The sequence below is a fragment of the Citrobacter sp. VF227 genome, from assembly GCF_052950715.1.
Window position 1 is genome coordinate 42,568 of record NZ_JBRFVF010000004.1, and the last position, 14,759, is coordinate 57,326.

The 14,759-nt window shown below is 51.4% G+C and carries 13 protein-coding genes; 6 read left to right on the forward strand and 7 right to left on the reverse strand.

Features of this window, described 5'->3' with window-relative positions:
* Nucleotide 1: 1 nt before the first annotated feature.
* From gudP to syd, 5 genes are all read right to left on the reverse strand, one after another.
* A complete protein-coding gene (gene gudP / locus ACU8YC_RS14765) occupies nt 2–1,354 on the reverse strand; it encodes a galactarate/glucarate/glycerate transporter GudP (protein ID WP_003034105.1) in 1,353 nt (450 codons plus the stop codon).
* A 342-nt stretch (nt 1,355–1,696) separates the two neighbouring features.
* Nucleotides 1,697–2,146 carry a flavodoxin gene (locus ACU8YC_RS14770; protein ID WP_003846536.1) on the reverse strand — a complete coding sequence of 150 codons (450 nt, stop codon included), beginning with the start codon at nt 2,144–2,146 and terminating at the stop codon, nt 1,697–1,699.
* A 19-nt stretch (nt 2,147–2,165) separates the two neighbouring features.
* Entirely contained in the window at nt 2,166–2,948 is a 783-nt protein-coding gene (gene truC, locus ACU8YC_RS14775; RefSeq protein ID WP_151218256.1) for a tRNA pseudouridine(65) synthase TruC, read from the reverse strand.
* Nucleotides 2,948–3,277 carry a YqcC family protein gene (locus ACU8YC_RS14780; RefSeq protein ID WP_151218257.1) on the reverse strand — a complete coding sequence of 110 codons (330 nt, stop codon included), beginning with the start codon at nt 3,275–3,277 and terminating at the stop codon, nt 2,948–2,950. The genes truC and ACU8YC_RS14780 overlap by 1 nt, the downstream gene beginning before the upstream one ends.
* Before the next feature lie 632 nt (nt 3,278–3,909).
* Nucleotides 3,910–4,455, reverse strand: a complete 546-nt coding sequence (gene syd / locus ACU8YC_RS14785; RefSeq protein ID WP_151218258.1) for a SecY-interacting protein — start codon at nt 4,453–4,455, stop codon at nt 3,910–3,912.
* A 68-nt stretch (nt 4,456–4,523) separates the two neighbouring features.
* On the opposite strand from syd, the gene queF reads away from it, so the two are divergent.
* The 5 genes from queF (at nt 4,524) to xni (ending at nt 10,989) form a co-directional block, all read left to right on the forward strand.
* A complete protein-coding gene (queF, locus tag ACU8YC_RS14790; protein ID WP_151218259.1) occupies nt 4,524–5,372 on the forward strand; it encodes an NADPH-dependent 7-cyano-7-deazaguanine reductase QueF in 849 nt (282 codons plus the stop codon).
* Between the two features lie 113 nt (nt 5,373–5,485).
* Nucleotides 5,486–6,850, forward strand: coding sequence for a nucleotide 5'-monophosphate nucleosidase PpnN (gene ppnN, locus ACU8YC_RS14795; RefSeq protein ID WP_446895487.1), 1,365 nt, complete (start codon nt 5,486–5,488; stop codon nt 6,848–6,850).
* 562 nt (nt 6,851–7,412) lie between these two features.
* Entirely contained in the window at nt 7,413–8,702 is a 1,290-nt protein-coding gene (locus ACU8YC_RS14800) for an HAAAP family serine/threonine permease (protein ID WP_151218260.1), read from the forward strand.
* A gap of 53 nt (nt 8,703–8,755) precedes the next feature.
* Complete coding sequence (locus ACU8YC_RS14805) at nt 8,756–10,123, forward strand: L-serine ammonia-lyase (RefSeq protein ID WP_151218261.1); 1,368 nt, start codon at nt 8,756–8,758, stop codon at nt 10,121–10,123.
* Nucleotides 10,124–10,233: 110 nt separating this feature from the next.
* Nucleotides 10,234–10,989 (forward strand): flap endonuclease Xni, encoded by a 756-nt coding sequence (gene xni, locus ACU8YC_RS14810; protein ID WP_187253131.1) that lies wholly within the window; start codon nt 10,234–10,236, stop codon nt 10,987–10,989.
* 74 nt (nt 10,990–11,063) lie between these two features.
* Here the strand turns inward: xni and fucO are convergent, their stop codons facing one another.
* Nucleotides 11,064–12,212 carry a lactaldehyde reductase gene (gene fucO, locus ACU8YC_RS14815; protein WP_151224279.1) on the reverse strand — a complete coding sequence of 383 codons (1,149 nt, stop codon included), beginning with the start codon at nt 12,210–12,212 and terminating at the stop codon, nt 11,064–11,066.
* A 12-nt stretch (nt 12,213–12,224) separates the two neighbouring features.
* On the reverse strand, nt 12,225–12,872 hold the full coding sequence (gene fucA / locus ACU8YC_RS14820) for an L-fuculose-phosphate aldolase (RefSeq protein ID WP_151218264.1): 648 nt from the start codon (nt 12,870–12,872) through the stop codon (nt 12,225–12,227).
* A gap of 562 nt (nt 12,873–13,434) precedes the next feature.
* Here fucA and fucP point away from each other — a divergent pair.
* Nucleotides 13,435–14,745, forward strand: a complete 1,311-nt coding sequence (fucP, locus tag ACU8YC_RS14825) for an L-fucose:H+ symporter permease (RefSeq protein WP_151218266.1) — start codon at nt 13,435–13,437, stop codon at nt 14,743–14,745.
* The last annotated feature ends 14 nt before the right edge of the window (nt 14,746–14,759 follow it).

The following is a 14,759-nucleotide window of genomic DNA, read 5'->3' on the forward strand; positions in this document are numbered from 1 at the left end:
ATCATTGTCCTGCGACAGGTTTCAGTTCGATACGTTTAATATCACCCACCAGCACCAGATAGCTCACCACCGCAATCAGCGCATGCACCCCGACGTAAATCAACGCGCCGTTAAACGAGCCGGTGGTCCCTACGATGTAGCCGATAGCAATTGGCGTGACGATGCCGGAGATGTTGCCAAACATGTTGAACAAACCGCCGCTCAGACCGCTGATCTCTTTAGGTGCAGTATCAGCCATCACCGCCCAGCCCAGGGCACCGATACCTTTGCCGAAGAAGGCCAGCGCCATAAAGCCGATGATCATCCACTCCACGTTGACGTAGTTACAGAACACCATCACCATCGACAGCAGCATGCCGAGTACGATTGGCGTTTTACGGGCGATATTCAGCGAACCGGTACGACGCATCAGCCAGTCGGAAATAATGCCCCCGAGCACGCCGCCTGCAAATCCGCAAATGGCCGGAACCGAAGCGACAAAACCGGCTTTCAAAATCGACATACCGCGAGCCTGCACCAGATAAACCGGGAACCAGGTGATAAAGAAGTAGGTCAGCGCGTTAATGCAGTATTGCCCGATGTAAATACCGATCATCATCCGTGAGCCCAGCAGCTGTTTGATTTGCCCCCACTTCACGCTGAACGGCACTTTAGCTTTGGCGGCCGCCTGATCCATGTTGATCAGCGCCCCGCCTTCAGCAATGTACTCCAGCTCTTTTTGGTTTACGCCCGGGTGCTGGTTTGGTTCATGAATCACCTTCAGCCAGATAAAGCTGATAACAATCCCGAGGCCGCCCATAAAGAAGAACACATGCGACCAGCCCACTTCGTGGGTCAGCCACCCCATGATTGGCGCAAAAATAACGGTGGCAAAGTACTGCGCAGAGTTAAAGATTGCGACTGCCGTGCCCCTCTCCTGTGCCGGGAACCATGCCGCAACTATCCGACTATTGCCAGGGAAGGAAGGTGCTTCAGCTAAACCGACAAGGAATCGCAACGTAAACAGCGCAACGATAATGCCGAAGCCGCTAAAGATATCGACGAAGCCCTGCAGCAGGGTAAACATGGACCAGATAAAGATGGACCAGAAATAAACACGTTTTGAACCGAAGCGGTCGAGCAACCAGCCGCCAGGGATCTGACCGATAACATAGGCCCATGAGAATGCGGAGAAGACGTACCCCATCCCGACGGCATCCAGGCCAATGTCTTTGGCCATCTCCGAACCGGCAATAGATAAAGTGGCGCGATCGCCGTAGTTAAAGGATGTGACGATAAACAACATCACCACTATCCAGTAGCGAGCGTTAGTGCGTTTTTCCGCGCTGCTCGCCGCCTGACTTAATGAACTCATTGTTGCACTCCTGAATCTTGGCTGTCGCCAGTTCATTCTGTACAGCACCTGTAGGGTGATCAGAATGAGAGGTTAGTGTGTGGCAGTTTTGGTACAGCTCAGGGCCGTTTTATTCTGACTCGCTGCCTTTCCGGGAACTGACGGGAAAAGTATATGAAGGAGTGGCTCTTACCCTCACCGTGCATGAACACAACATTAGAGAGGCAGTAAGAATTTGTTTGGGGCATAAGCCCAAAGCAGTGGAAGTTAGTTCACGTAATTGGGGTTTTATTGCCGGGTGGCGGCTTCGCCTGACCCGGCCTACGGTTCAAATGGGGGTTGTATGCCCGTACGGGCGAGAGATTATTTGAGCAAGGTTCCCCAGTTTTCTACCCAGGGGTTGGATTCGCTTTCTGGTTCAGGATGTTCGCTGGCGTCAATCAGCAACATTTCACCCACGCGCTGTGCGCTTTGCTCCTGTAACAGCGCATCAAACTGTTTGCCACCATTGCAGAAATTAACGTAGCTGCTGTCGCCCAGCGCAATGACTCCGTAATGCAGATTTGGCTGGAAACCGAGATTATCTTTGATCCCCTGAAACAGCGGCACGATGCTATCGGGCAGATCGCCCTGCCCGGTCGTTGAGGTCACCACCAGCACATATTTATCCTGATATACCTGCCAGTCGCTGAGCTCCGGATCTTCAAACACCGTGGCTTTATGACCCTGTGCCGTCAAAATTGCCTCGGCCTCTTCAGCAACCAGCAGTGCGTTTCCGTACATCGTGCCGACAAAAATTCCAATTTCCGCCATAACCGTAATCTCCTGGGACTTAAGAATCTATCTGCTCATCCTGACCTGACCGCTCGACGAACTCAACCCTTTCATTCTCAGGGAGAAGTCCACGCCAGCCAAATTGTGACAATGCCTGCATCCAGACGTCATCCAGCCCGGCGCGAATAACCAGCGGTTCGCCGGTGAAAGGATGGGTCAGCGCAAGCTGGCTGGCATGCAGCATTAATCGCTGACAACCGAAATGCTCCGCGGCGCTGCGGTTTTGCCGTAAATCACCGTGCTTGCTGTCGCCAATAATCGGATGGCGCAAGTGCGCCAGATGGCGTCTGAGCTGGTGTTTTCGACCGGTTTTAGGATCCAGCTCCACCAGTCCATAACGGGTGGTCGGATAACGTCCGGTCGCCACCGGCATTTCTACCGTTGCCAGGCCGCGATAATGAGTGACGGCAGGCTGCGGGCCTTTATCATCACGGGCAAACTTATCGGCGATCTTATCCAGCTCTTCTACCAACGGGTAATCCAGCACGGCCTCATCCATCAACCAGCCACGCACAATCGCATGATAGCGCTTGTGAATTTTATGCTCTTCAAACTGCTGGGACAGCAACCGTCCGGCTTCGCTGGATAGCCCCATCAGAAGTACGCCGGAGGTTGGTCTGTCGAGTCGATGGGCGGTAAAAACGTGCTGACCAATCTGGTCGCGCACCGTTTGCATCACCACCACTTTTTCATCCCGGTCGAGCCAACTGCGGTGAACCAACCAGCCAGATGGTTTATTGACTGCAACCAGCCATTCGTCCTGATAGAGAATCTCCAGCATCAGGCGTTATCACTGGTAAACAGCGCATCCAGCTCCTGCAATGCCGCCAGGAGAATTTCGCGTTGTGGGTGATCGGCAGCCAACGCCATTTCGTAATACGGTGCGACAGCAAAAGCCTGCGGAAGCGGCTGCGCGTTATCGAGCAGCATATGCATGCGCGGAATCAATACCCATTGCAGCCACTCAACCGGCTCCATGGTATCCATACAAAAAGGCTGCGTGCTGGTAAACAGATGCTCTGCGGGCTCATCCATCCGCCAGTGATGATGTTCACGCAGTAGCGCTTCAAGCGTGTGTAACTGCTGGCGCACACGGTCATGAGTCGTCATGAAATTAACCTCAATGATGAAAAAATCTGGCGCGAAGAATAGCACTAGTGAAGGGAAATAAAAAAAGGGAGCACTGTAAAAACAGTGCTCCCGGTTCGTTTCGCAGCATTCCAGCTACTTTTAGTGCTCCCTGCTCATCCGTGACAACTTTTCCTGTGGTCTTGCGACCGCGTTCATCCTGAACTTTTGCATCCTGCTCACATCACCCCGATATGAAAACTTCATCCTGAAGTGTCCTGGCCATCCTGACCCGCCGAACATCCTGACCGGCTCTCATTCTCCATCCTGGAGGTGTCCTTTAACGCATCCAGCGTTTTCCTCTTTGCTTCGTCCTGAAGCCTGTCCTTGCAACACCGTCCTGGTGTGTCCTGCCGAAAAGCCATCATCCTGATGTTCTCTTCGTTGTACGACTCCTTGTCGACAGGTATAGAATCGCCTGTTTCGCCTTATCTTACAAGACGCTTATAGACATACCCTTAAGATTATTTTCGTATGAAAGCGGAAAATAAAACATTAACAACATGAATAATAAGGAATTAAATTTTTACCCATTCGTTAAGTCTTCACTCATTATCTGACAATGTCCTACAGGGTTTGTAAGAGATCTCTCACAAGGTTCAGAGTAAACTGGATTACAGAACTGGCTTAAGTTGAGTGAGGAATTCCGCAAGTGAGGCCGCAAGTACCGTCCGTTTACGGGTTCCCAGCGTTTCTTTGCACACTTCACCGGACAGATTGCACACCGAAATGACGTCAAGCTCATTGTCCTGTGTGGCAATAAAAAGCGTAGGAGAGAGCTTAAGGCGTTTTTGCGTAACCAAGTGGCCGATCAGGTTTTCCTGTACGCGTCTGAAGTCATCTTCAGACCAGGTTTGCAGAAGAGTAAGTTTCTCATCCGCAAATTGTGCGTGCATGTCCCCGGCAAACTGAGTGGTATAAAAAGCGTGAATGGCAGGTTGTATCACAATATCAAAAGCGCGTTCAACCGCACTGACGTTTTCTTCGCCAACAAAAGGCTGTGGTTGCCAGAAAACCGCATCGCCTGTGGAAGAAATGATACACGGAGAGGGTACGCCATACAGCTCTTCGCTGAGCGGCCAGCTGTCATTTTTCTCATGCCACGCGTCGCAATAACGCGTCGTAAAGGCTGTTAACGCCTGCGCTGTCAATTCGTCCACTGATTTCTCTCTTCACAAAAGCCAGGATACACTTGTCGCATAGTGTATCTGGTTTATGACGGTGAAACATGTCCTCTTATGAAAATCATCAGGCGCTTGACGGCCTGACTCTCGGTAAATCAACAGATTACCGGGATAATTACGATGCCAGCCTGCTTCAGGGCGTGCCACGCAGCCTGAATCGCGATCCGTTGGATTTAAAAGCTGACAATCTGCCTTTTCACGGTGCCGATATCTGGACGCTGTATGAGTTGTCATGGTTGAATGCCAACGGTTTACCACAGGTCGCGGTCGGTCATGTAGAACTGGATTACACCAGCGTCAACCTGATTGAATCGAAAAGCTTTAAGCTTTACCTGAACAGTTTTAACCAGACCCGTTTTGACTCCTGGGAAGCGGTACGCCAGACGCTGGAAAACGACCTGCGCGCCTGTGCTCAGGGCCATGTCAGCGTGGCGCTGTTCCGCCTTGACGAAATGGAAGGGCAGCCGATAGCCCACTTTAACGGCACCTGTATCGACAATCAGGATATCGTCATCGATAACTACCAGTTCAGCACTGAGTATCTGGAAAATGCCGTAAGCGGTGAAAAAGCGGTGGAAGAGACGCTGGTCAGCCATCTGCTGAAGTCCAACTGTTTAATCACCCACCAGCCAGACTGGGGCTCCATACAAATTCAGTATCGCGGACGTAAAATCGACAGAGAGAAGCTGCTGCGTTACCTGGTCTCCTTCCGCCACCATAATGAGTTTCATGAACAGTGCGTGGAACGCATTTTCAATGACATTCTGCGCTTCTGCCAGCCGGAGAAACTGAGCGTCTACGCGCGCTACACGCGACGTGGCGGCCTGGACATTAACCCATGGCGCACTAACACCGATTTCACTCCGGCAACCGGTCGTCTGGTACGTCAGTAATCTTTTTTCTCAATTTTGCGTGTCGAATTCCGCGCGCAAGGTTGTGAAAGGTCATAAGCCAGGGCTATTGTAATCAATAGAGGATGATGTCTCTCGTCCCGTAAGGAGTTTACTTGATTACACATATTAGCCCACTTGGCTCAATGGACATGTTGTCGCAGCTGGAAGTCGAATTGCTTAAACGCACGGCCAGCAGCGACCTGTATCAACTGTTTCGTAACTGTTCGCTTGCCGTTCTGAACTCCGGCAGTTTGACCGACAACAGCAAAGAGCTGCTGTCACGCTTTGAAAGTTTCGACATAAACGTGCTGCGCCGCGAACGGGGCGTGAAGCTGGAACTGATCAACCCGCCTGAAGATGCGTTTGTTGATGGACGCATTATTCGCGCGCTGCAGGCCAACCTGTTCGCCGTGCTGCGCGACATTCTGTTCGTCAATGGCCAAATCCATAACGCCGGCCGTTTTCAGCATCTGGATCTCGAAAGCTCGGTGCATATTACCAACCTGGTATTCTCGATCCTGCGTAATGCCCGCGCGCTACACGTTGGTGAAGCGCCTAATATGGTCGTCTGCTGGGGCGGTCACTCAATCAACGAAAATGAGTACCTGTACGCTCGTCGCGTCGGCACCCAGTTAGGCCTGCGCGAACTGAACATCTGCACCGGCTGCGGTCCGGGGGCGATGGAAGCGCCAATGAAAGGCGCTGCGGTCGGTCACGCCCAGCAGCGATACAAAGACAGCCGCTTTATTGGTATGACCGAACCGTCAATCATTGCCGCTGAGCCACCTAACCCGCTGGTTAACGAACTGATCATCATGCCGGACATTGAAAAACGTCTGGAAGCATTCGTACGTATCGCCCACGGTATTATCATCTTCCCGGGCGGCGTAGGGACAGCCGAAGAGCTGTTGTATCTGCTGGGGATCCTGATGAACCCGGCGAACAAAGATCAGGTGTTGCCGCTGATCCTGACCGGACCAAAAGAGAGCGCCGACTACTTCCGCGTGCTGGACGAATTTATTGTGCACACGCTGGGAGAAGAAGCGCGTCGCCACTATCGCATTATCATTGACGACGCTGCGGAAGTGGCGCGCCTGATGAAAAAAGCGATGCCGCTGGTGAAAGAGAACCGCCGCGACACCGGTGATGCCTATAGCTTTAACTGGTCGATTCGTATTGCACCTGATTTGCAGATGCCGTTCGAGCCGTCCCATGAAAACATGGCTAACCTGAAGCTGTACCCGGATCAGCCCGTTGAAGTACTGGCGGCCGACCTGCGCCGTGCATTCTCGGGGATTGTGGCGGGTAACGTGAAGGAAGTTGGGATCCGCGCCATTGAAGAGTTTGGCCCGTATAAAATCCACGGCGACCGCGAAATGATGCGCCGCATGGACGATCTCCTGCAGGGCTTTGTCGCACAGCATCGCATGAAGTTACCAGGCTCTGCGTATATCCCTTGCTACGAGATTAGCGCCTGACCACCTACATCCGCGAGCAGTCGCTTTTGCGGTGACAATTTTGTCCATACCGAAGCCGGGGCTGGCGCATCAGCCACCCGGCTTTTTTTAGTGATACCAGTCACATAGCTCGGAACATTATATAGATATCAGTGATTTTTCTTTAAAAATGACACGCAAGGCAAACGATTGCCTACAAAATCCAACCGTGATTTATCTTAGGAAATTATTATCAATCGCTAAATTCCTCTAAAAACAACATCTTTTGTAGCGTAACCCTCGTATCCCCGCACCTTCGCTTTCATGATATATGTCGTTAATGTTAGCCTTCGCGCCAGTAAATTCGCTTTGACTATTTTTTAACAGCTTAATGGTCCAAATTTATCCACATAAAAGGTGGATTATTGCATTTGAGATCGCGATCACTGATAGATTCATTACTTAAATGTATCTTTCCGCCCGCAAATTATTACGGCGAAAAATTACATAAAAAATCGCTCAACGAATTTTGATTTACAGTCGGGTTCTTTTTCATTGGATTGACCCAAAACCCGACTTTTTAAGCTTCCTCCAGGAGAAATAGATGGAAAACACTCAAACCAGCACTATCGTTACGGGCCAGACCCGCAGCGCATGGCGCAAGACAGACACCATGTGGATGCTGGGCCTTTACGGCACGGCGATTGGCGCGGGTGTATTGTTCCTGCCGATCAACGCAGGCGTAGGCGGTATGATTCCGCTGATCATCATGGCGATCCTTGCTTTCCCGATGACCTTCTTTGCACACCGCGGCCTGACTCGCTTTGTGCTGTCCGGTAAAAATCCGGGTGAAGACATCACTGAAGTAGTAGAAGAACACTTCGGTGTTGGCGCGGGTAAACTGATTACTCTGCTCTATTTCTTCGCTATCTACCCGATTCTGTTGGTTTACAGCGTAGCAATCACCAATACCGTGGAAAGCTTCCTGACCCACCAGTTGGCCATTACGCCGCCACCGCGCGCAATTCTGTCTCTGATCCTGATTGTCGGCATGATGACCATCGTGCGTTTCGGCGAGCAGATGATCGTGAAGGCGATGAGCATCCTGGTATTCCCGTTCGTTGCAGCCCTGATGCTGCTGGCGCTGTACCTGATCCCTCAGTGGAGCGGCGCGGTTCTGGAAACCCTGTCCTTTGACTCTGCAGCAACCACCGGCAACGGTCTGCTGTTGACCCTGTGGCTGGCAATTCCGGTAATGGTGTTCTCCTTCAACCACTCACCGATCATCTCCTCTTTCGCCGTGGCGAAACGTGAAGAATACGGTGATGAAGCTGAGAAGAAATGCTCCAAGATTCTGGCATTCGCTCACATCATGATGGTACTGACCGTTATGTTCTTCGTCTTCAGCTGCGTATTCAGCCTGACCCCGGCGGATCTGGCTGCGGCGAAAGAGCAGAACATCTCTATCCTGTCTTACCTGGCGAACCACTTTAACGCACCGATCATTGCCTGGATGGCACCGATCATCGCGATTATCGCTATCACCAAATCCTTCCTCGGCCACTACCTGGGCGCGCGTGAAGGTTTCAACGGTATGGTGATTAAGTCTCTGCGTGGTAAAGGCAAATCCATCGAAATCAACAAACTGAACAAAATCACTGCGCTGTTCATGCTGGTCACCACCTGGATTGTGGCAACGCTGAACCCGAGCATCCTCGGTATGATTGAGACCCTGGGTGGCCCAATCATCGCGATGATTCTGTTCCTGATGCCGATGTATGCCATTCAGAAAGTACCGGCAATGCGTAAGTACAGCGGCCATATCAGCAACGTCTTCGTTGTCATTATGGGCCTGATCGCTATCTCCGCTATTTTCTACTCTCTGTTCAGTTAATTCCCCTGCGCCGCTCCTTGGGGCGGCGCACCTCGATACACAATGGACGCCTCATGATTAGCGTATTCGATATTTTCAAAATCGGCATTGGCCCTTCCAGCTCCCATACTGTTGGCCCGATGAAAGCAGGCAAACAATTCACGGATGACCTGATTGCACGCGGAATTCTCACTGACGTAACCCGCGTAGTGGTTGATGTCTATGGCTCCTTGTCTCTGACGGGGAAAGGTCACCATACCGACATCGCGATTATTATGGGCCTGGCGGGTAATCTGCCGGATACCGTCGATATTGATGCCATCCCGGCCTTTATCCAGGATGTGAATACTCATGGACGTTTGCTACTGGCGGACGGCCAACATGAGGTCGAATTCCCGGTCGACAAGTGCATGAACTTCCATACGGACAATTTGTCTCTACACGAAAACGGGATGCGTATTACCGCACTGGCAGGCGAAAAAGCCATTTACAGCCAGACATACTATTCCATTGGCGGTGGGTTCATCGTTGATGAAGAACATTTTGGTTTACCGAATAACTCTCCGGTAAACGTGCCGTATCCGTATAAATCTGCGGCTGATTTACAACGTCATTGCCAGGAAACCGGCCTGTCGCTTTCCGGTCTGATGATGCAAAACGAACTGGCGCTGCACAGCAAAGAAGAGCTGGAACAACACTTTGCCAACGTCTGGGAAGTCATGCGCAGCGGCATTGAGCGCGGCATCACCACCGAAGGCGTATTGCCGGGCAAACTGCGCGTTCCACGTCGTGCGGCGGCGCTGCGTCGTATGCTGGTTAGTAGCGATAAAACTACCACTGATCCGATGGCGGTAGTTGACTGGATCAACATGTTCGCACTGGCCGTAAATGAAGAAAACGCAGCCGGTGGACGCGTAGTCACTGCGCCAACTAACGGTGCATGCGGGATTGTTCCTGCCGTGCTGGCTTACTACGACAAGTTTATCCGCGAAGTGAACGCTAACTCGCTGGCACGCTACATGCTGGTCGCGAGCGCCATTGGTTCACTGTACAAGATGAACGCCTCTATCTCTGGCGCCGAAGTTGGCTGTCAGGGTGAAGTCGGCGTGGCCTGCTCCATGGCAGCGGCCGGTCTGGCTGAACTGCTTGGCGGTAGCCCAATGCAGGTGTGCATCGCGGCGGAAATCGGTATGGAACACAACCTGGGTCTGACCTGCGATCCGGTTGCCGGCCAGGTACAGGTACCGTGCATTGAGCGTAACGCGATTGCGTCCGTGAAAGCGGTTAACGCCGCACGTATGGCGCTGCGCCGTACCAGTGAGCCGCGCGTCTGCCTCGACAAAGTTATCGAGACCATGTACGAAACCGGTAAAGACATGAACGCCAAATACCGCGAAACCTCTCGCGGCGGTCTGGCAATGAAGATTGTCACCTGCGATTAAGTCCCCTGAAGAGGTCTCTTTTGCGAGGCCTCTTCCTGTTTTGCTGCCAACTATTCGCCTCCACCCGCCGTGAATGTTACCCTACAGACTGATTTGTTAGGGAGAACACTGTGGCTGTCCACCTGCTCATTGTCGATGCACTGAATCTTATCCGCCGCATTCACGCCGTACAGGGTTCACCCTGCGTGGAGACATGTCAGCACGCGCTCGATCAGCTGATTGTGCACAGTCAGCCTACCCACGCCGTGGCGGTATTTGATGACGAAGCGCGCAACAGCGGCTGGCGTCATCAACGATTGCCTGACTATAAAGCCGGCCGCCCGCCGATGCCTGATGAATTGCACCAGGAAATGCCCGCCTTACGGGCCGCTTTTGAACAGCGTGGCGTCTGCTGCTGGGTGTCGAGCGGTAATGAGGCCGATGATTTAGCCGCCACACTGGCGGTAAAGGTGACTCAAGCCGGGCACCAGGCCACGATTGTCTCCACTGATAAAGGCTATTGCCAGTTGCTCTCCCCTACGCTGCGCATTCGCGACTACTTCCAGAAGCGCTGGCTGGATGCCCCATTCATTGAGAAAGAGTTCGGAGTGCTTCCGCAACAATTGCCGGACTACTGGGGACTGGCAGGAATAAGCAGCTCAAAAGTGCCCGGTGTCGCGGGCATTGGTCCGAAAAGTGCGACCCAGCTACTCGTTCAGTTTCAGCATCTGGAAGGGATTTACGCGCATCTTGATGAGGTACCGGAGAAGTGGCGCAAGAAACTGGAGATACACCACGAGATGGCGTTTCTGTGTCGTGATATCGCACGGCTGCAAACGGACTTACATATCGATGGAAACCTACAACAGCTACGGCTAGCGCGGTAGTCTTATTGCCGGATGGCGCTGCGCTTATCCGGCCTACTTATCGTCCCCCTGTAGGCCAGATAAACGCCAGGTGATTACCAGGCAGTATGGTACAGCTCGACGATATCACCAAGACTCGCTTCACGCGGGTTTCCACCGGTACAAACATCGTCTAATGCCGCTTGCGCCAGCGCAGGTATATCCTCTTTACGTACACCAACGTCGCGTAAGTGCAGGGGGATCCCTACATCGCGGTTAAGCGCAAAGACGGCATCCACTGCTGCTTTCCGCGCTTCTGTCAACGTTAATCCTTCAACCTTAACCCCCATCACCCGGGCGATATCGCGGAATTTATCTCCGGTGAATTCGGCGTTGTAGTGCATCACGTGCGGCAGCAAAATAGCATTCGCTACGCCATGCGGCGTGTTATAAAACGCACCTAACGGATGTGCCATGCCATGCACTAGCCCCAGACCGACGTTTGAAAAGCCCATCCCGGCTACGTACTGGCCCAGCGCCATTGCTTCACCTGCCTGGCTCTCACCTGCAACCGAACCGCGTAATGCCCCGGCAATAATTTCAATGGCTTTGATGTGCAGCGCATCGGTCAACGCCCACGCCGCCCGCGTGATGTATCCTTCAATAGCATGCGTCAGTGCATCCACGCCGGTCGCGGCTTTCAACGCAGCAGGCATGCCGTCCATCATGTCAGCATCGATGAACGCCACCTGTGGGATGTCATGTGGATCAACACAAACAAACTTACGCCGATTTTCTTCGTCAGTGATCACATAGTTAATGGTCACTTCTGCCGCCGTTCCCGCGGTGGTTGGGATAGCCATAACCGGCACACTCGGGCTACGCGTCGGTGATAACCCTTCAAGGCTGCGTACATCGGCAAACTCAGGGTTATTATTGATAATGCCAATCGCCTTACAGGTATCCTGCGGGGAGCCTCCGCCGATGGCAATCAGATAGTCTGCGCCACTTCGCTGAAAAACTCCCAATCCTTCCTGCACCACTGCAATGGTTGGATTAGGAATAACGCCAGCATAGATTTCCCATGCCAGACCTGCAGCATCCATTCGGGAAGTCACCTTATCGACAACGCCGCACTGCAGCAGATTTTTATCTGTCACAATCAACGCTTTGCGATAACCGCGACGGATAACTTCATCGGTTAATGCGCCAACAGCTCCCCGGCCAAACCATGCCGTTTCGTTCAGAATCATTCTGTTCGCCATCGTATTTATCTCCTATTCTTCAATACGCAATCCATATGTTTTGAATTTTTCCAGCACAATAGCAATAGCCTCGTCGTCCAGCACTGGAACCGGATCGGTGATCGCCAGCGTACTGAGATAAAGCTGCGCCAGCACTTCCACTTCATGGGCTAACCACAGAGCTTTTTCCAGATTTTCTTCACAAGCGATCAGACCATGATGTTGCAACAGCGTCGCTTTACGGTTTTTCAACGCTACCGCAACGTGCTCTGACAGCTCTCGTGTACCAAACGTCGCATAAGGCGCACACGGAATAGAGTTTCCCCCCGCCGCCGCAATCATGTAATGGATTGCCGGGATTGGACGATTGAGAATAGAAACAGCCGTGCAATGTACGGCGTGGTTATGAACCACCGCCTGAGCATCCGGACGTGTTTGATAGGCTGCCATATGGAACCGCCACTCGCTGGAAGGTAACTTCCCTTCTTCGTGCTGTCCCTCAGCATTGATATAGACAATGTGGGATTCAGTGAGTTTTTCATATGGAATGCCCGTCGGGGTAATTAACATCCCGTCCTGAAAGCGCACGCTTACGTTACCCGCAGTCCCCTGATTCAACCCCAGACGGGTCATTTCCAGGCAGGTATCGATAATCTGCCGTGCCAGCGTATTTCGTTCCATTACTTACCTCTCTCAGTGAGTCAAAATGCGACAACAGAACATTGCTAATACCTCGGCGCTCTGTTGAATTAGGCGGCTATTTGCTAACTATCATCATGCTGAATAAAGAGAAGGGAATTTTTAGCACTGGATTTTGTGACCTTCATCAACTAATAACACAAAATAAAAAAAAGCAGGATAAATATCATATTGTAAAAATGTCCGTTCTTAATGAAAGCATTATAAAACGGTCATTTGCGAATAATTTGTTAAAGCTGCCCGTTTTCTTCCCAACTAATTAATTCGGGCATTTACTCTGTGGGTTTTAATAACTTATTTCTCAAACGGTCATTATTTTACAGAAATTAAAGTGATGATAATCACATAAACTCACGCCCTGAGCATAAGTGTGACCGTCATCATATTAATAGCCGTTTTTTATTTGAAAATGAATTCATGAGTTCATTTGTGAAGGCCAATTCTGGCTGGCAGATTACCGGAACTCACCTGGATTAGCAGGTTGGTGAAATCACCCGCCTTACTCTTAAGCTGTTGAACATGCTTATGAACTGATGAGGATGCTATGGGAAACACATCAATACAAACGCAAAGTTTTCGTGCAGTAGACCGGGGGCAGACAAAAAATTATGTCATTCCCTTCGCGTTACTCTGCTCTCTGTTTTTTCTTTGGGCTGTTGCTAATAATCTTAATGACATCTTATTACCACAGTTTCAGCAAGCTTTTACACTGACTAACTTTCAAGCTGGCCTGATTCAATCTGCTTTTTATTTTGGTTATTTCATCATTCCAATCCCGGCAGGGATCCTGATGAAAAAATTAAGTTACAAAGCAGGGATTATTACCGGACTATTTTTATACGCCGTCGGCGCGGCATTATTCTGGCCCGCAGCCGAGGTAATGAATTACACCCTGTTCCTGATTGGTTTATTTATTATCGCTGCTGGTTTAGGTTGCCTTGAAACTGCAGCCAACCCGTTTGTAACGGTACTGGGCCCGGAAAGCGGCGGTCACTTCCGACTCAATCTGGCACAAACTTTTAACTCATTTGGTGCCATTATTGCGGTCGTTTTTGGGCAAAGTCTTATTTTGTCTAATGTGCCGCATCAATCTCAGGACGTACTCGATAAAATGGCTCCGGAACAACTGAGTGCCTACAAGCACAGCCTGGTTTTATCGGTACAAACCCCTTATATGATCATCGTCGCGGTCGTTTTACTGGTCGCCCTGCTGATTATGTTTACAAAATTTCCGACCCTGCAAAGTGACGACCACAGTGACAACGCTCAGAGTTCATTCTCCGCATCCCTTTCCCGTCTGGTGCGTATTCGTCACTGGCGTTGGGCTGTGCTGGCGCAATTCTGCTACGTCGGCGCGCAAACTGCCTGCTGGAGCTACCTGATCCGTTACGCTATCGAAGAGATCCCTGGCATGACCCCAGGTTTCGCCGCTAACTATCTGACCGGCACCATGGTGTGCTTTTTTATCGGTCGTTTCTCCGGCACATGGCTTATCAGCCGCTTCGCGCCGCATAAAGTGCTGGCCGCTTATGCCCTGCTCGCCATGGTCTTGTGCCTGATTTCCGCCTTCACCGGTGGTCAAATCGGCCTGTTGGCTCTGACGTTATGCAGCGCATTTATGTCGATTCAGTATCCAACCATTTTCTCTTTGGGGATCAAAAACCTGGGACAGGACACTAAATACGGCTCGTCTTTTATTGTCATGACCATTATTGGCGGCGGCATTGTGACGCCTGTAATGGGTTTTGTCAGCGACGCCGCTGGCAATATCCCTACAGCAGAACTGGTCCCAGCACTTTGCTTCGCCATCATCTTTATTTTTGCCCGCTTCCGCTCACAAACGGCAGCCAACTAAATATTTATCCGAAT